Raw genomic sequence first — 16089 nt, forward strand, 5'->3', positions numbered from 1 at the left:
TAAACGCTCAGCTTCTTCACGTTCTGCCTGTTCTTTGGCTAAACGCTCAGCTTCTTCACGCTCTGCCTTTTCTTTGGCTAAACGCTCAGCTTCTTCACGCTCTGCCTGCTCTTTAGCTAAACGCTCGGCTTCTTCACGTTCCGCTTGCTCTTTGGCTAAACGCGCAGATTCTTCACGCTCTGCCCGCTCTTTAGCAAGACGCTCGGCTTCTTCACGCTCTGCCTGTTCTTTAGCAAGACGCTCAGCTTCTGCACGCTCAGCCTGTTCTTTGGCAAGACGCTCAGCTTCTTCATTCTCTGCTTGTTCTTTAGCTAAACGCTCAGTTTCTTCATTCTCTGCTTGTTCTTTAGCTAAACGCTCAGTTTCTTCATACTCTGCCTGCTCTTTAGCTAAACGCTCAGCTTCTGCACGCTCTGCCTGCTCTTTAGCTAAACGCGCAGTTTCGTCTCGCTCTGCCTGTTCTTTAGCTAAACGCTCGGCTTCTTCACGTTCTGCCTGCTCTTTAGCTAAACGCGCAGCTTCTTCACGTTCTGCCTGCTCTTTAGCTAAACGCTCTGCTTCTTCACGCTCTGCCTGCTCTTTAGCTAAACGCTCGGCTTCTTCACGCTCTGCCTGCTCTTTAGCTAAGCGCTCGGCTTCTTCACGCTCTGCCTGCTCTTTAGTTAATCGCTCGGCTTCTTCACGCTCTGCCTGCTCTTTAGCTAAACGCTCGGCTTCTTCTCGCTGAGCCTGCTCTTCGGCCAAGCGAGCGGCTTCTCGTTCAGCTTCTTGCTGCTTTTTATCTGATTTTCCAAATCCTAACCAGGATAGAATTTTGCTCTTTTTACCCATAACTCGCTAAATACCGTTTTAGTGTGCAATCAAATTAGTGAGAACTTGTTTGCGCAGATACTCCAAATGCACTGGCCGCGCTCTGTAGGAAAACCTGACAGGCCAGGTAAATGGCTGATAACAAGCTCTATCATTACTGGGGCGACAGTGTAACATGTTCCAATAGGATGAAAAATCACAGCTTCGTGATATCTGCCTGATAAAAGCATGGCATCGCAATAAACCTTGCTATGCACCTCACCCGATGCGGTATACTGAACGCTATCTTTTGTGCTTAGTTGATAAAAAATGAGAAAGCAGCAGTCTAAAAAGCCGGTGTCAGGGCATATCCGATTGATCAGTGGGCGATTCCGAGGCCGCAAATTGCCCGTAAAAAACGTTGAAGGGCTCAGACCAACCACCGACCGAGTCAAAGAAACCGTATTTAACTGGCTGATGCAGGAGGTCAGAGACGCCAAGGTCCTAGACTGCTTTGCGGGCTCTGGCAGCTTGGGCTTTGAGGCATTGTCACGGTTTGCTCACAGCGCCACCTTCTTCGAATTTGATAAGCAGGTTGCACAACAGCTGCAACACAACGCCGATACCCTCAAGGTTGACAATGCCCGGGTCGAACAGGGCGATACCCTGATTAAACTGGCTACCCCAGCGGCACAACCGTTTGATCTGGTATTTGTTGACCCACCGTTCAGACGTGACATGGTGCAATCCTGCTGTGCTTTGCTGGAAGCCAATCAGTGGCTAAGTGAAAATGCCCTCATTTATGTCGAGTTTGAGCGTGAGAGTACGCCCACATTTCCCGAGAACTGGGCCATTTTGAAAGAAAAACAAGCCGGACAGGTTTGTTGTCGTCTCTACCAACGCACTTAATCAATTCTGCATTTACACTAACTTGCTGAATTAATAGACAGTTTAGTATAAATGCTCATGTTGACCGCGACTTCGGGGCTGTGGCATGACAGTTGGTGCAATTTTAACTATAATTTGGTCTTTACATGCGGTGATGCTTCAGCTTACAATACCGCACCATTTTTGAACCAATTGACCGTTTTTTGGTCGGTTAGAGCAAAGCTCACTAATTAGGTAGGTGAATTTTTAATGCCAGTAATTAAAGTAAGAGAGAACGAACCGTTTGACGTAGCACTTCGTCGTTTCAAGCGTTCATGTGAAAAAGCAGGTATCCTTTCAGAAGTTCGTCGTCGCGAGCACTATGAAAAGCCAACAGCTGAGCGTAAGCGTAAGAAAGCGGCTGCTGTTAAGCGTCACATGAAAAAGCTTTCTCGCGAAAACGCACGTCGCGTTAAATTATACTAATCGCTGCGAGTCTTGCATATGAGCCTGTTAGCTACGTTAAAAGACGCGCAAAAAGCGGCAATGAAAGCCAAAGACAAACCTCGTCTTACTGCTATTCGTGCTGCCCTTGCTGAAGTTAAGCAACGAGAAATCGACAACCAGACCACACTGGACGACGCAGGTATTACCTCCGTTTTAGTGAAGCTGGTAAAGCAACGCCGCGATTCTTATACTCAGTATAAAGACGCTGGTCGCGAAGATTTAGCGGACGTAGAAGCGGGTGAGATCATTGTGCTTGAGTCCTTCTTACCTCAACCTTTGAGCGAAGAAGAGATAGCAAGCTTGATCGAGTCTGCAATCGCCGATACCGGCGCCGCTGGTATGCAGGATATGGGCAAAGTAATGGGCGTGATCAAAGCAAAAGCTGAAGGTCGTGCCGATATGGGTAAAGTTTCAGGTTTAATTAAACAGAAACTTAGCGCATAAGCCCCGCATCAAGTATGATTATAAGTAAACCGAGCCTCGCGCTCGGTTTCTTCGTCTAAGCGATAGGGTAAAAATGGCAGGAAAAATCCCAAGACAATTTATCGACGACCTGTTGGCCAGAACCGACATCGTTGAATTAATCGATAACCGTATCGGTCTGAAAAAAGCCGGCAAAGATTATCAGGCCTGTTGCCCTTTTCATAACGAGAAAACCCCCTCTTTCACCGTCTCTCGTGATAAGCAGTTCTATCACTGTTTTGGCTGTGGTGCGAATGGCAATGCCATTTCATTTTTAATGGAATACGACAAGCTCGAATTCGTCGATGCCATTGAAGAATTAGCGGGTCAGTTCAGCCTGGAAATCCCCAGAGAACAAGGCCTGGGCGGACCACAAAGAAGCTTTGAAGAGAAAAAGTCCGATTACGATCTGATGCAGCAAACTGCGCGTTACTATCAGCAGCAGCTTAATCAACATCAGAAATCAGCGGAGGTTAAAGCCTACGTCACCGGGCGTGGCCTGTCACAGCAAACCATTGATAAATTTCAGATTGGCTTTGCACCGCCTGAGTGGGATCAGCTCATTCGCACCCTAGCGCGCAACCCGGCACAACGCCAGCAACTGGTTGAGTTAAAACTCGCAACAGAGAAATCACCTGGCCGCCAATTCGACTTTTTCCGCGACCGGCTGATGTTCCCTATTCGTGATAAGCGCGGCAGGGTGATCGCCTTCGGTGGTCGTATTATGGGACAAGATCAGGGCCCTAAATACCTTAACTCACCGGAAACGCGGATCTTTCATAAGAGCTTTGAGTTATATGGTTTTTATGAAGCCAAACAAGCACATCGTCAGCTCGCACAGGTACTGATAGTTGAAGGCTATATGGACGTCGTCGCCCTCTCTGAATATGGCATCGACTATGCCGTAGCAGCATTGGGCACAGCAACCACAGCGGAACATATGCAGACTTTATTTCGTAACACGGATCAGGTCATTTGTTGCTATGATGGTGACAGGGCTGGTAAAGATGCTGCCTGGCGTGCGCTGGAGCATGCACTGCCCAACTTAAAGGATGGCAAGTCATTGCGCTTTGTCTTTCTGCCGGATGGTGAAGACCCCGATTCCTTGGTGCAAAAGGAAGGTAAAGAAGCCTTTGAACAGCGCCTGTCTGACGCACAAGACTACGGCAAAGTGCTCTTTGCCCGGCTGTCAGAACAATGTGATTTAACCACAGATGCCGGTAAAGCCAAGTTACTCAGTGAAGCTCTGCCACTAATAGAAAAAGTACCCAGCGAGTATTATCAGGAGTCTTTACTGACGACTCTAGCGCGCCTGATCGGTCGTACCCGCGAGCAACTGAGTGCCAAGCTGGCGACACCGCGAAAACAGCATGCCATTGAACGTAAATTTAAAGTCACGCCAATGCGCAGGGCGATTGGTCTGTTGCTACAGCATCCAGGTCTGGCGTCAGTTGTCGAACACTTACCGGATCTGGCAGAACTCCCTTTACCCGGTATGCGCTTGTTCCTGACTTTACAGGCCACCTGTTTATCACGACCTGATTATACAACGGCACATATCCTTGAAGCTTTTAGGGACACGCCTGAATATTCGGCACTCAATAAACTGGCAACCTGGCAACATAACATTGATGAAGAAAAGCTTATTGATGAATTTAAAAACACTTTTCAGTTTATTGAAGATCAGTGTTTAAATTTGCGCCTTGAGACCTTATTAATAAAAGACAAAACAGAAGGTTTAAACAGCGATGAACGACTGGAATGCGCGCTCCTGACTCAAGCGTTAGGTGCGCGAAGAACTGGTCAAAATTAATTTTTGCTGTTATAATGTTCTATTCACTGCGTCAACCAAAATAGTGTGGTTTTTAGCTGACGCCCGTTGTAACAACTTTATCAGAGTGGAAGCAATAATCTCTATGGATCAATCTCCTCAGTCACAACTCAAACTTCTGATTCAGAAAGGTAAAGAGCAAGGTTACTTAACTTTTGCAGAAGTTAACGATCACCTTCCACAAGACATCATAGATTCGGATCAAGTAGAAGATATCATTAGCATGATCAATGATATGGGTATCCAGGTAGCAGAGTCTGCACCGGATGTCGACGAACTGATGATGCAGGAAACCACGACCGACGAGGATGCAGCCGAAGCAGCGGCTGCCGCACTGGCAACGGTAGAAAAAGAAATCGGCAGGACCACAGATCCAGTACGTATGTATATGCGAGAAATGGGCACGGTTGAACTGCTGACGCGTGAAGGCGAAATTCTAATCGCTAAACGTATAGAAGAAGGGATTAATCAGGTTCAGATCTCGGTTGCCGAGTATCCTGAAGCCATTACTTACTTACTGGAGCAGTGGGACAAATACGAAGCCGAGGAGATGCGCCTGAGCGACATCGTAACTGGTTTCTTTGATTCGTTGGAAGACGACGAAGCCCCTATTTCAGCAACGCACATCGGTTCAGAGCTGAGCGAAGAAGATCTCGACGATGAAGATGATGATGGCGATGAAGACGACGACGATTCGGAAGACGCTGATACTGGCCCAGATCCTGAAATTGCGCGCGAGCACTTCGAAGAATTAAGAACCCTGTACAACAATGCACGTAAGTGTTTTGAAGTAAAAGGCCGTGCGCATCCGGATTCACAAGCTGCGATCGCCGAAATTGGCGAGTTATTCCGTAAGTTCAAGCTGGTACCAAAGCAATTTGACCGCATGGTAAATAACATGCGTGACATGATGGATCGCGTTCGCGTACAAGAACGTATCATCATGAAACAAGCTTGCCAGATAGCGAAACTGCCGAAGAAAACCTTCATCAAACACTTCGCCAACAATGAAACCGATATGGCCTGGGTCGATGCAGAAATTGCCGCAGGTGACAAACACTCAGCTAAGCTGGCACAAGTTAAGCCAGAGATCGAGCGCTGTGTGAACAAGCTGACGGCCATTGAAGAAAGCACAGGCCTGAGCATTGAACGTATCAAAGACATCAACCGTCGTATGAGCATTGGTGAGGCGAAAGCCCGTCGTGCGAAAAAAGAAATGGTTGAAGCCAACTTACGTCTGGTTATTTCAATTGCCAAGAAATACACCAACCGTGGTCTGCAATTTTTGGATCTGATCCAGGAAGGTAACATTGGTCTGATGAAAGCCGTTGATAAGTTTGAATACCGTCGTGGTTATAAGTTCTCTACTTATGCGACGTGGTGGATCCGTCAGGCAATCACTCGCTCTATTGCGGACCAGGCACGTACAATCCGTATTCCGGTACATATGATTGAAACTATCAACAAGTTGAATCGTATTTCGCGTCAGATGCTACAGGAAATGGGGCGTGAGCCGAGTCCGGAAGAGCTGGCAGAGCGCATGATGATGCCAGAAGACAAGATCCGCAAAGTGCTGAAAATTGCCAAAGAGCCAATCTCCATGGAAACCCCTATCGGTGATGATGAAGATTCGCATCTGGGTGATTTCATCGAAGACACCACGATTGAGTCGCCGGTGGATTCAGCCACAATGGAAAGCCTACGCGGCGCCACCAATGAGGTGCTTGCTGGCCTGACGGCTCGTGAAGCAAAAGTACTGCGCATGCGTTTTGGTATCGATATGAATACCGACCATACGCTGGAAGAAGTTGGTAAACAGTTTGACGTTACACGTGAGCGTATTCGTCAGATTGAAGCCAAAGCGCTCCGGAAGCTGCGCCATCCATCGCGCTCTGATTTGCTGAAGAGCTTCCTGGATGTCAAAGGCTAAGCGCCCATTCAAAATCATTAAAGGCCGCATTTGCGGCCTTTTTAGTTTACTCACAGGTCTCAAGACCCGATTTATAAATAGGTAACAACTATGGCTTGGATCCAGATCCGCATTGATGCCGACAAAACCAGCGCCGACCATTACAGCGATTTGCTCATGGAAATCGGCTGTCCGTCCGTGACGTATATAGACGGACAAAACAATCCCATATATGAGCCTAAGCCCGGCGAAGTATTGTTATGGCCACAAACCATAGTAATTGGTTTATTTGAAGCAAATCACGACATGCAAGCGGTTGTGGACTATTTAAAGACGGCCAGTGATGTGCCGCTTAAGTACAAACTGGAACAGCTGGAAGACAAAGACTGGGAACGAGAGTGGATGGACAACTTCCACCCGATCAAATTCGGCGAGCGTTTATGGATCTGCCCCAGTTGGCGTGATGTACCCGATCCGAACGCAGTGAATGTCTTACTTGATCCTGGACTAGCATTTGGTACAGGCACCCATGCAACCACTGCGCTGTGCCTGAAATGGCTGGAGCAGCAAGACCTGAGCGGCAAAACTGTCGTCGATTTCGGCTGTGGCTCCGGGATCCTTGGGATCGCGGCAATCAAATTGGGTGCAGAGCGCGTGATCGGCATCGATATCGATCCACAGGCACTGGTTGCCAGTCGTGATAATGCCACTCGTAATGGCGTAGCCGAGCAGCTGGAAGTCTATCTGCCAGAGAACCAACCTGAGTTTTCTGCAGATATCGTAGTTGCAAATATCCTCGCTCAGCCCCTCAGAGAGCTTCACGAAGTGATCCTCGGTTTTCTTAAACCAGGCGGTGAAATTGCCATGTCAGGGATCCTGGATGAGCAGGCGCAATCTGTTGCCGATGTCTATGCCCCTTTCCTTGCACTTGATGCCATTGCGCAGGAAGGTGAATGGACCCGAGTGAGCGGAAAAAAAGGTTAGTGCCTTATCACGCGTAAAGCCCTCAGTTAACAGGCTTTACGCATTTTTTACAGCGTTATACCCACCTCATTGAAATGTAAAACGGTTAATTTTAAAACAATTATGGCCTTCAGTCAGTTTGTTATAAAAAGTCAACCCATCAAGCTCAAAAAAAAAGCACTTATGTTCAATTTATAGCCTTTGATTTTTGCAAAAAAAACCGTAAACTTAGCGCCCCTTGAAAAGAGGCGGATTGAACAGCAGTGCGTATTGGTCCTTACCAACTTGAAAACAACTTAATGGTCGCGCCAATGGCGGGGATCACCGACAGGCCTTTCAGACAATTGTGTCGGCGTTTAGGTGCCGGACTGGCGGTGTCAGAAATGTTGTCTTCAAATCCGAAGGTATGGAAAACCGATAAATCAATGAACCGCATGGATCACAGCGGTGAATCGGGTATTCGTTCCGTGCAAATTGCCGGAGCCGATCCTGAATTGATGGCACAAGCCGCTCAGTTCAATGTCAGTAATGGCGCGCAGATCATAGATATCAATATGGGCTGCCCCGCTAAGAAAGTGAATAAAAAGCTGGCAGGCTCAGCACTATTGCAATATCCGGAACTAGTGGAAGAGATAGTTCAGGCGGTGGTCAACGCAGTCGACGTCCCTGTCACTCTTAAAATCCGTACAGGATGGGACCCGGAAAATCGCAATGGTATTGAGATTGCCCGCATTGCTGAGCGCAATGGCATTGCGTCTTTGGCCGTACATGGGCGCACCCGTGCATGTATGTATAAAGGCGATGCTGAATATGCCACGATCAAGGCGATTAAGGCAGCGGTTGGCATTCCTGTGGTGGCTAATGGAGATATTGACTCTCCGCAAAAGGCCAAGCAGGTTCTGGAATATACGGGCGCAGATGCCATCATGATTGGTCGAGCAGCCCAAGGTCGCCCCTGGATTTTCCGGGAGATTGACCATTATTTGCGTACTGGAGAAACGCTTGCAGCGCCGGAATTATCCGAGGTGCGAAGCATTTTGATGGAGCATTTGACAAACCTCCATCAGTTCTACGGTATGCCAATGGGTGTACGCATCGCACGCAAACATGTGTCCTGGTATTTGCAGGCCCATGACCAAGAAGGTCAATTTAGGCGAGTATTCAATGCTCTGGATGATGCCAATGCGCAAGTCGAGACATTAGAACACTATTTTGAAACACTAGCAGCTAACTAAGAAAGAGACATAAAGATGTTCGAACAAAATGTGACTTCTCCATTTATCACTAACGCTCATGTTCAGTCACAAGAGAAACCGCAACCACTTCGCGATGCAGTGAAAAAAGCTGTACACCACTACCTGAAACAGCTTAACGGTCAGGACGTACAAGACGTTTATGAGTTGGTTCTTTCTGAGCTTGAAGCACCACTACTTGAAGAAGTAATGACTTACACACGTGGTAACCAGACTCGTGCTGCAATCTTACTGGGTATCAACCGTGGTACTCTGCGTAAGAAACTGAAAAAGTACGGTATGAACTAATTCAATACAGTTTGAATTATGAAATTCAAGGCGTTACCTCGACTTTTATCACGTAACGCCTTTTTAACACCCTCAATAACCCCCTCAATTTAAGTGTGCATGCTCGAGCGAGTAAAACTTGACTGAAGTACAGTCAAATGTAGACTATAGGTCAATATTTTAATTTTCAGAGTATAAAATGAAATCAAGAGAGTTAGATTTTCGTGGCATTGGAGCTGCATTAAAAGAGCACTTGTGTTTGAAAAAACAAAGTCACCTTTTAGCAAAAGGCGATTCTCTGGAAGTGATCAAGAAAATTCCAGACAACTCTATATCTCTTATACTTACTGACCCTCCTTATCACGCAACAAAAAAGAAAAATATTTATGGTGATACGCTGTTTGCCAAAGACAAAGAGTATCTAGATTGGATGGCAGAATACGCTAAAGAGTGGAGGCGTATTTTAAAGCCAAATGGTTCTTTGTTTTGTTACTGTGACTCATCTATGTCAGCTAGGCTAGAAGTGCTGTTTTCAGAAGAGTTTAATATACTTTCACATGTTGTTTGGACAAAGCCCAACGCTCCAGGCTTCGATGGCTGGAAAGGTAAAATGAAGAAAGAGAACCTGAGACAGTGGTACGGTCACTCTGAGCGTATCATCTTCGCAGAACCTGCTATAGAAGGCAATTTGCATCGTTCACCTTTTGGTCAATACCTGAGAGAGATGAGGAAAAAGTCGGGTCTATCAGGACACCAATTAACCGAACTTACAGGTGCATATGGCAAGGTTAATCATGGTGGGGCTGTATCAAACTGGGAAGCAGGAAGAAACACGCCAAGTAGAGAACAATATGACAAGATTTGCTCTGCTATTATCGGAACAGGCAAAGTTGACTCAATGCTTCCATATGAAGATGTAATAAGACCTTTTATTATGGATGGAAGTAAAGAGTTTACTGACGTTTGGAATTTCGAATCAGTCCGCCCTTATAAGGGAAAACACCCAGCAGAAAAACCTATTGACATGTTAAAACATGCCATAGAGGCAACCAGTTATGCTGACGATATTGTACTTGACTGTTTTGGCGGTTCAGGGAGTACTGCGGTTGCAGCTCACGCCCTAAACAGAAAGAGTATCACGATTGAAATTGAACCCGAGTGGGTAGAGTCTATCGTAACAAGACTATGTGCGTTAGACAGTGCTGAGGGCACCGTATCAAGTGAAGACAGCCTAGAAACAATAGAGCTTAAGCAAGAAGCTCTATTTTAAGCACTTACTAAACAAAAATATGTGAAGGTGGCCAATACCTGCCTTCACCTATGCGCAAACTAACCACTTGCAAGTAAACTATTGTTTTTTAAGACATTTTCCATCCATGTTAAAGTATCTTCAATTCCTGAGTCTTTAACGACTACATTACAGTGGTGATGTCCCCAACCTAAATTGTAAGGCTTATGGTTGTACACTCCGTATCTTAGTTCATCTATATGGAAAAGATTCACTTCCGTAATAGTTAAATCATGTACTTGCCGACCCATTGCTTGTGACATCCGATTGAAAAAGCCATATCCTGATAAGCGCTCTAAACATAGAGGACAGACAGTTACTCCATGGCGATCTATCATTCTTGCTCGGTAGAGTCTATCCATATCGAGCAAGCCTGTAACACCAGCAGTGTGTAAAATGCCAAGTTTTCTAGCATTAGCATTTTCTAACGACATTCCAAACTCCGTTGCTGCCTCTATTGAGTCTTGGCACATCCAAAAAACCGCTTCCAACTGTATACGACAGGCTTCAATCTTTGACTGTGGTGCATACTCAAATAACCGAATACCTGCTCCTTTCATTCCAGTGGTGTTAAATCCTCTGGATATTTTATCTCCATTGCCACCTTGTGCTGTTGTTCCTGCGACCCTTGCAACATAGCTCCCTCCAAGTGGAGATTCTCTGCTATTAGCAGCAACCCACCCAAGTCGTTCTGGATTATAATTATCCCAATCGCTTCTTAGCTGGTAGAAAATCAAAGCATTCTGACCAAGCACTAAGTTCCTTGAGATTAACTCTTGCTGAATATTGGGGTTTTGAAAGTAGTCTGTAGGTTTTATCAGTGCTATATAGCCTCTCTCAAATCCTTCCTCACCTTCTGGTACAAACGCCACTTGATCCCATAGCTCATAGGGTATAAGTACTGTGCTGTTCCGAGATACGCGATTCTGGTAGATGACATCATCATCAGCACCACGAGTTTGACCAGTTTTATAAATTTTACGGTTTAACAGTTGAGGTAATGCAGGTAACCTAGCCATTTAGTCAATCCCTATTATCAAGAAAATTTTGTTCTAACTCTTTGAGAAAATGGTGAATGTCCATATCCAAACCGAAGATGATTAACTCCAAGGATTCCAAGGTAATGTTCCGAACACCTCTCTCTATTCCTGAAATGTAAGTGCGATCCAGGTTAGCCCTTTCAGCTAGCTCTTCTTGACTTAGCCCTTTCGCTTTTCTTAGGCGTCGAATAGTTGAGGCAACCCCTACAATTAATTTTTTTGACATACCGATTTAAATTCAAAGTGTTGAATATAGATATTGTTATGATGATGACTATAAGTACACGGACTATAAGTCACATTAGAGGAGGGGAAGAAGGCGATAGATTAGCGGAGCGCTAATGGAAAACTCGATAATTTCAAGGGCAAAGCCCTTGGTCTCTATGTTTATATGATTAACTCTTCTGGCTCCTTTTGCGATATTTCAGGAAGTCTGTGTGGGGATTCTAAAAAGTACTCAATAGCTAAAGACTTATAGTTATCTCGGCTCATTGCGTGTGCCACGTAGCCTAAAACCTGATGGTTTGTCAAAGGCTTGCCATCATTAAAGCTTTCTTCAATATTGCTTTTGTTGATGAACCAACGACAATTATCTTTATGTCGTGATCCTGCTACATATGCGTATTAGCGATCCATACCTGAGTTATATAAAACAAATGAGTCGCCATCCACTGTAATGCCCTGACTTGAATATATTGTGACTGCATAAGCGTGAGCAAGATATAAGTTACCTAATTCATCACAATAATCATTGCTGCTGAAGCGTAAAGACTGTCCTTCATCACTAACCAAAGTGAACTCTACACTGCCATCAGATAGCTGAACCAAATTAGTTATTGTTAGTAATAAAAGACACCCAGCCAAAAGCAACCCCGTTTTTCTCAATCTCACTCACGCATTTTCAATCGTTTTCTGAGCCAAGTTAGGCTAAAATACAGCACTTCTAAGCTAGCCCTTAACTTATCATTGAGGAAACCTGAACCATCATGGATATACATCGTCCAATTCGTCGCGCGCTGCTAAGCGTATCAGACAAAACCGGTATCGTTGAATTTGCCCGCGCTCTGAGTGAGCAAGGCGTTGAACTCCTGTCAACTGGCGGCACCTGTAAACTCATCGCCGAGAACGGCATTCCTGTTACTGAAGTATCTGACCATACCGGTCACCCGGAAATCATGGACGGCCGGGTCAAAACCCTACACCCGAAAATCCACGGTGGTATTCTTGCACGTCGCGGCCAGGACGAAGGCGTGATGGCAGACAACAATATCTCAGCCATTGATATGGTCGTAGTCAACTTATACCCCTTTGCACAAACCGTTGCAAAAGCTGACTGCTCACTGGAAGATGCCATTGAGAACATCGACATCGGCGGTCCAACTATGGTTCGCGCTGCTGCGAAGAACCACAAAGATGTGACCATTGTTGTGAATGCAGCTGACTACGACCGCGTTATTAACGAGATGAAAGCGAATAATGGCTCAACTGAGTACAAAACGCGCTTTGACCTGGCGATAGCTGCTTATGAGCACACAGCTCAGTATGATGGCATGATCGCGAACTACTTCGGTAAAATGGTCCCAGACTATACCGAAGAAGCAGCCGAAGACACTAAGTTCCCACGCACCATCAATATGCAGTTCACTAAAAAGCAGGATATGCGCTACGGTGAAAACTCGCATCAGGACGCAGCCTTCTATGTTGAAAATGACATTGAAGAAGCGTCTGTGGCAACAGCGAAACAAATTCAGGGTAAAGCACTGTCGTACAACAACATCGCAGATACCGATGCGGCCCTGGAGTGTGTAAAAAGCTTCTCAGAACCGGCCTGTGTGATCGTTAAACATGCGAACCCATGTGGCGTTGCGGAAGATAAAGACATCCTGAGCGCCTATGACCGTGCCTTCAAAACCGATCCGACGTCTGCATTTGGCGGCATCATTGCTTTCAACCGCGAGCTGGACGCCGATACGGCTGAAGCCATCATTGCACGCCAGTTCGTTGAAGTGATCATTGCCCCTAAAATCTCTGACGCTGCGGCACAAATTGTGGCAGCGAAGAAGAACGTACGTTTGCTAGAATGTGGTGAATGGCAAACGGCAACAACCGGCGTTGACATCAAGCGTGTCAATGGTGGTGTTCTCATTCAGGATCGCGATCAGGGCATGGTTCAGGCGAGCGATTTGAAAGTCGTGTCTAAGCGCCAGCCAACCGAGCAAGAGCTGAAAGATCTGATGTTCTGCTGGAAAGTGGCTAAATTCGTTAAGTCGAATGCAATCGTTTATGCACGCGATGGCATGACCATAGGTGTGGGTGCTGGCCAGATGAGCCGTGTTTACTCTGCGAAGATCGCTGGTATCAAAGCCGCCGATGAAAACCTGGAAGTCAAAGGCTCTGTTATGGCCTCTGATGCCTTCTTCCCGTTCCGCGACGGTATCGATGCCGCAGCACAAGCTGGTATCACTGCGGTGATCCAGCCTGGCGGCTCAATGCGCGATGAAGAAGTCATTGCCGCAGCCGACGAAGCGGGCATGGCCATGGTCTTCACCGGCATGCGTCATTTCCGTCACTAATCGATGAGCGCGAAACCTTCACCGTTTCGCGCTTTTTGTTTGCGCTAATTTCCAGTATTGTGAGTAAAAGACAATCACAATAATGACAGTGAAGGAACTGACTATGAAATTTGCCATTAAATCTATCATCGCAGCAGGCATTTTGACCGCCCTGAGTGGCTGTAACAGCACCACTGAAAGCGGTGCGTCCAGCGAGCTTAGCTCAGCAGTGGCAAGCGCTGAACGTAAGGCTGAGAACCGTGCACGCGACCAGTATCGTCACCCGGAGCAAACGCTGGCATTTTTTGGCCTTCAGCCAAACATGACCGTTGTTGAAATTGCCCCTGGTGGAGGCTGGTACAGTGAAATTCTGGCACCGGTTGTTAAGGGCCAGGGGACTTACTACGCAGCACACTTCCCGGAAAACAGTGAAGGTTACTTCAAGCGCTCTCTGGACGGCTTCAAGAAAAAAGTCGCTGAAGATGCACGCTTTAGTGAAGTCAAAATCACCGAGTTTGCACCAAGCACACACGTTGATATTGCCCCTGCAGGTAGCGCTGACATGGTACTGATCTTCCGTAGCGTTCATAACTGGTACATGCGTCAGGGTGACGAGGGTGTGCTGGCTGCTTTCCAGGCTTTCAATAAAGCGCTGAAACCAGGCGGAACTTTGGGCGTTGTTGCGCACCGTTTACCTGAACACCGTGATGATGAAGACCAGAAACGTTCTGGTTATATGAAGCAAAACTATGTCATCAACCTGGCTAAACAAGCTGGATTCGAATTAGTTGCAAGCAGTGAAATCAACGCCAACCCGTTGGACAGCGCCAACCACCCGAAAGGTGTGTGGACTTTACCACCACGTTTAGCTTTGGGTGATGAAAAGGCCGAGCAGTACAAGGCCATCGGGGAAAGCGATCGAATGACCCTGAAATTCAAAAAGCTTTAATAGGAATCAATTGCCATGAATATACTTGTCATTGGCAGCGGCGGCCGTGAACATGCACTGGCGTTCAAGGCTGCGCAAAACCCATCTGTAAAAACTGTATTTGTTGCTCCAGGCAACGCAGGCACGGCCCTTGAGCCAAAACTGCAAAATGTGGCCATTGGTGTTGAAGACATCGATGCCCTGCTGGCTTTTGCCCAGGACAACAAAGTTGAGCTCACGATTGTTGGCCCCGAAGCACCACTGGTGATCGGCGTCGTTGACCGCTTCCGTGAAGCCGGTCTGGCCATTTTTGGCCCAACTCAGGGGGCAGCTCAATTAGAAGGCTCTAAGTCATTCACTAAGGACTTTTTAGCTCGCCATCAGATCCCCACGGCAGCTTATCAGACCTTTGAAGAAATTGAGCCTGCTTTGGCTTATGTTAAAGCACAAGGCGCACCAATCGTTGTAAAAGCAGATGGTCTGGCTGCCGGTAAAGGCGTGATCGTGGCAATGACTGAAGCCGAAGCTGAAGACGCCATTCGTGATATGCTGGCAGGCAATGCATTTGGTGAAGCTGGTAGCCGCGTTGTGATCGAGGAGTTCCTCGAAGGTGAGGAAGCCTCATTCATCGTGATGGTTGATGGCAAGAACGTTTTACCATTCGCCACCAGTCAGGACCACAAGCGCGCTTATAATGGCGATGAAGGTCCGAATACGGGCGGCATGGGTGCATACTCGCCAGCTCCGGTTGTAACCGCAGAGATCCACCAGCGCATCATGGATGAGGTGATCACACCTACCGTTGAAGGCATGTCGGCAGAAGGCCACCCTTACACGGGCTTCCTGTATGCAGGTCTGATGATTGCAGCTGATGGCACGCCAAAAGTGATCGAATACAACTGTCGCTTTGGCGATCCGGAAACGCAACCTATCATGCTACGTCTGCAATCTGACCTGGTGACCCTGATTGAAGCGGCTAACCGACAAGAGCTGGACCAGACTGAAATTCAGTTTGATCCTCGCGCCGCAGTGGGTGTGGTGTTGGCAGCCAAGGGTTATCCAGCCAGCTATCCGAAAGGCGATGCTATCTCTGGTTTACGTGTTACCTATCCGGAAGGTGAAAAAGTCTTCCATGCAGGCACTAAGCAAGATGGTGACGCCGTCGTGACAGCTGGTGGCCGTGTCCTATGTGCTACTGCGCTGGGTCACACCGTCACAGAAGCACAAAAGCGCGCGTATGCACTGGTACAGGAGATTAACTGGGACGGTGTCGAATACCGTACTGACATCGCCTACCGTGCCATTGCACGCGAGCAATAAAGCACATAACGCAAAGCCGGGTCTGTGACCCGGTTTTTTATTTCTCCCTCTTTCCTTCACCTCTGTGTCACGCTTTGCTAGGATCGCCTATTTCAACCATCTTTAGGGGCGTA

At 47.0% G+C, this 16089-nt stretch carries 14 protein-coding genes and 1 pseudogene; 12 read left to right on the forward strand and 3 right to left on the reverse strand.

Annotation, left to right across the window (positions count from 1 at the left end; translation table 11 throughout):
* Nucleotides 1-831, reverse strand: a pseudogene (locus tag MHN31_RS09805) (signal recognition particle-docking protein FtsY); the annotation flags it as partial.
* Between the two features lie 288 nt (nt 832-1119).
* Here MHN31_RS09805 and rsmD point away from each other — a divergent pair.
* The 9 genes from rsmD to MHN31_RS09850 all read left to right on the forward strand — a co-directional run bounded on the left by rsmD (nt 1120) and on the right by MHN31_RS09850 (nt 10118).
* On the forward strand, nt 1120-1698 hold the full coding sequence (gene rsmD / locus MHN31_RS09810; RefSeq protein ID WP_239444188.1) for a 16S rRNA (guanine(966)-N(2))-methyltransferase RsmD: 579 nt from the start codon (nt 1120-1122) through the stop codon (nt 1696-1698).
* A gap of 228 nt (nt 1699-1926) precedes the next feature.
* The gene (rpsU, locus tag MHN31_RS09815) at nt 1927-2142 is read left to right on the forward strand and encodes a 30S ribosomal protein S21 (RefSeq protein WP_010362466.1); all 216 of its coding nucleotides are present in this window, start codon (nt 1927-1929) and stop codon (nt 2140-2142) included.
* 18 nt (nt 2143-2160) lie between these two features.
* On the forward strand, nt 2161-2607 hold the full coding sequence (locus MHN31_RS09820) for a GatB/YqeY domain-containing protein (RefSeq protein WP_010383241.1): 447 nt from the start codon (nt 2161-2163) through the stop codon (nt 2605-2607).
* Nucleotides 2608-2680: 73 nt separating this feature from the next.
* Complete coding sequence (gene dnaG, locus MHN31_RS09825; RefSeq protein WP_239444189.1) at nt 2681-4438, forward strand: DNA primase; 1758 nt, start codon at nt 2681-2683, stop codon at nt 4436-4438.
* 103 nt (nt 4439-4541) lie between these two features.
* Entirely contained in the window at nt 4542-6386 is a 1845-nt protein-coding gene (gene rpoD / locus MHN31_RS09830; RefSeq protein ID WP_010383245.1) for an RNA polymerase sigma factor RpoD, read from the forward strand.
* Between the two features lie 90 nt (nt 6387-6476).
* Nucleotides 6477-7349, forward strand: a complete 873-nt coding sequence (gene prmA / locus MHN31_RS09835; protein ID WP_125558290.1) for a 50S ribosomal protein L11 methyltransferase — start codon at nt 6477-6479, stop codon at nt 7347-7349.
* A gap of 242 nt (nt 7350-7591) precedes the next feature.
* On the forward strand, nt 7592-8563 hold the full coding sequence (gene dusB / locus MHN31_RS09840) for a tRNA dihydrouridine synthase DusB (protein WP_125558292.1): 972 nt from the start codon (nt 7592-7594) through the stop codon (nt 8561-8563).
* 15 nt (nt 8564-8578) lie between these two features.
* Nucleotides 8579-8869, forward strand: a complete 291-nt coding sequence (gene fis / locus MHN31_RS09845; RefSeq protein WP_010374122.1) for a DNA-binding transcriptional regulator Fis — start codon at nt 8579-8581, stop codon at nt 8867-8869.
* 178 nt (nt 8870-9047) lie between these two features.
* Nucleotides 9048-10118 (forward strand): site-specific DNA-methyltransferase, encoded by a 1071-nt coding sequence (locus MHN31_RS09850; protein ID WP_239444190.1) that lies wholly within the window; start codon nt 9048-9050, stop codon nt 10116-10118.
* 59 nt (nt 10119-10177) lie between these two features.
* Here MHN31_RS09850 and MHN31_RS09855 read toward each other — a convergent pair whose 3' ends face one another.
* Together MHN31_RS09855 and MHN31_RS09860 are read right to left on the reverse strand one after the other, a co-directional pair.
* Nucleotides 10178-11155: a BstXI family restriction endonuclease gene (locus MHN31_RS09855; protein WP_239444191.1), complete on the reverse strand. Its 978-nt coding sequence runs from the start codon at nt 11153-11155 to the stop codon at nt 10178-10180.
* Between the two features lie 4 nt (nt 11156-11159).
* Nucleotides 11160-11402: a helix-turn-helix transcriptional regulator gene (locus MHN31_RS09860; RefSeq protein ID WP_239444192.1), complete on the reverse strand. Its 243-nt coding sequence runs from the start codon at nt 11400-11402 to the stop codon at nt 11160-11162.
* 760 nt (nt 11403-12162) lie between these two features.
* On the opposite strand from MHN31_RS09860, the gene purH reads away from it, so the two are divergent.
* The 3 genes from purH to purD all read left to right on the forward strand — a co-directional run bounded on the left by purH (nt 12163) and on the right by purD (nt 15976).
* On the forward strand, nt 12163-13749 hold the full coding sequence (gene purH / locus MHN31_RS09865; RefSeq protein ID WP_239444193.1) for a bifunctional phosphoribosylaminoimidazolecarboxamide formyltransferase/IMP cyclohydrolase: 1587 nt from the start codon (nt 12163-12165) through the stop codon (nt 13747-13749).
* A gap of 103 nt (nt 13750-13852) precedes the next feature.
* Nucleotides 13853-14677: a methyltransferase gene (locus MHN31_RS09870; protein ID WP_239444194.1), complete on the forward strand. Its 825-nt coding sequence runs from the start codon at nt 13853-13855 to the stop codon at nt 14675-14677.
* 15 nt (nt 14678-14692) lie between these two features.
* Nucleotides 14693-15976, forward strand: a complete 1284-nt coding sequence (gene purD / locus MHN31_RS09875; protein WP_239444195.1) for a phosphoribosylamine--glycine ligase — start codon at nt 14693-14695, stop codon at nt 15974-15976.
* Nucleotides 15977-16089: the final 113 nt, after the last annotated feature.

Source organism: Pseudoalteromonas sp. McH1-42 (genome assembly GCF_022347845.1).
GTDB classification, from domain to species: domain Bacteria; phylum Pseudomonadota; class Gammaproteobacteria; order Enterobacterales; family Alteromonadaceae; genus Pseudoalteromonas; species Pseudoalteromonas rubra_D.

Bases quoted from the DNA above. Each gene is read 5' to 3' on its own strand.
- rsmD (WP_239444188.1), top strand. From the start codon at position 1,120: ATGAGAAAGCAGCAGTCTAAAAAGCCGGTGTCAGGGCATATCCGATTG.
- rpsU (WP_010362466.1), top strand. From the start codon at position 1,927: ATGCCAGTAATTAAAGTAAGAGAGAACGAACCGTTTGACGTAGCACTT.
- MHN31_RS09820 (WP_010383241.1), top strand. From the start codon at position 2,161: ATGAGCCTGTTAGCTACGTTAAAAGACGCGCAAAAAGCGGCAATGAAA.
- dnaG (WP_239444189.1), top strand. From the start codon at position 2,681: ATGGCAGGAAAAATCCCAAGACAATTTATCGACGACCTGTTGGCCAGA.
- rpoD (WP_010383245.1), top strand. From the start codon at position 4,542: ATGGATCAATCTCCTCAGTCACAACTCAAACTTCTGATTCAGAAAGGT.
- prmA (WP_125558290.1), top strand. From the start codon at position 6,477: ATGGCTTGGATCCAGATCCGCATTGATGCCGACAAAACCAGCGCCGAC.
- fis (WP_010374122.1), top strand. From the start codon at position 8,579: ATGTTCGAACAAAATGTGACTTCTCCATTTATCACTAACGCTCATGTT.
- MHN31_RS09850 (WP_239444190.1), top strand. From the start codon at position 9,048: ATGAAATCAAGAGAGTTAGATTTTCGTGGCATTGGAGCTGCATTAAAA.
- MHN31_RS09855 (WP_239444191.1), bottom strand. From the start codon at position 11,155: ATGGCTAGGTTACCTGCATTACCTCAACTGTTAAACCGTAAAATTTAT.
- MHN31_RS09860 (WP_239444192.1), bottom strand. From the start codon at position 11,402: ATGTCAAAAAAATTAATTGTAGGGGTTGCCTCAACTATTCGACGCCTA.
- purH (WP_239444193.1), top strand. From the start codon at position 12,163: ATGGATATACATCGTCCAATTCGTCGCGCGCTGCTAAGCGTATCAGAC.
- MHN31_RS09870 (WP_239444194.1), top strand. From the start codon at position 13,853: ATGAAATTTGCCATTAAATCTATCATCGCAGCAGGCATTTTGACCGCC.
- purD (WP_239444195.1), top strand. From the start codon at position 14,693: ATGAATATACTTGTCATTGGCAGCGGCGGCCGTGAACATGCACTGGCG.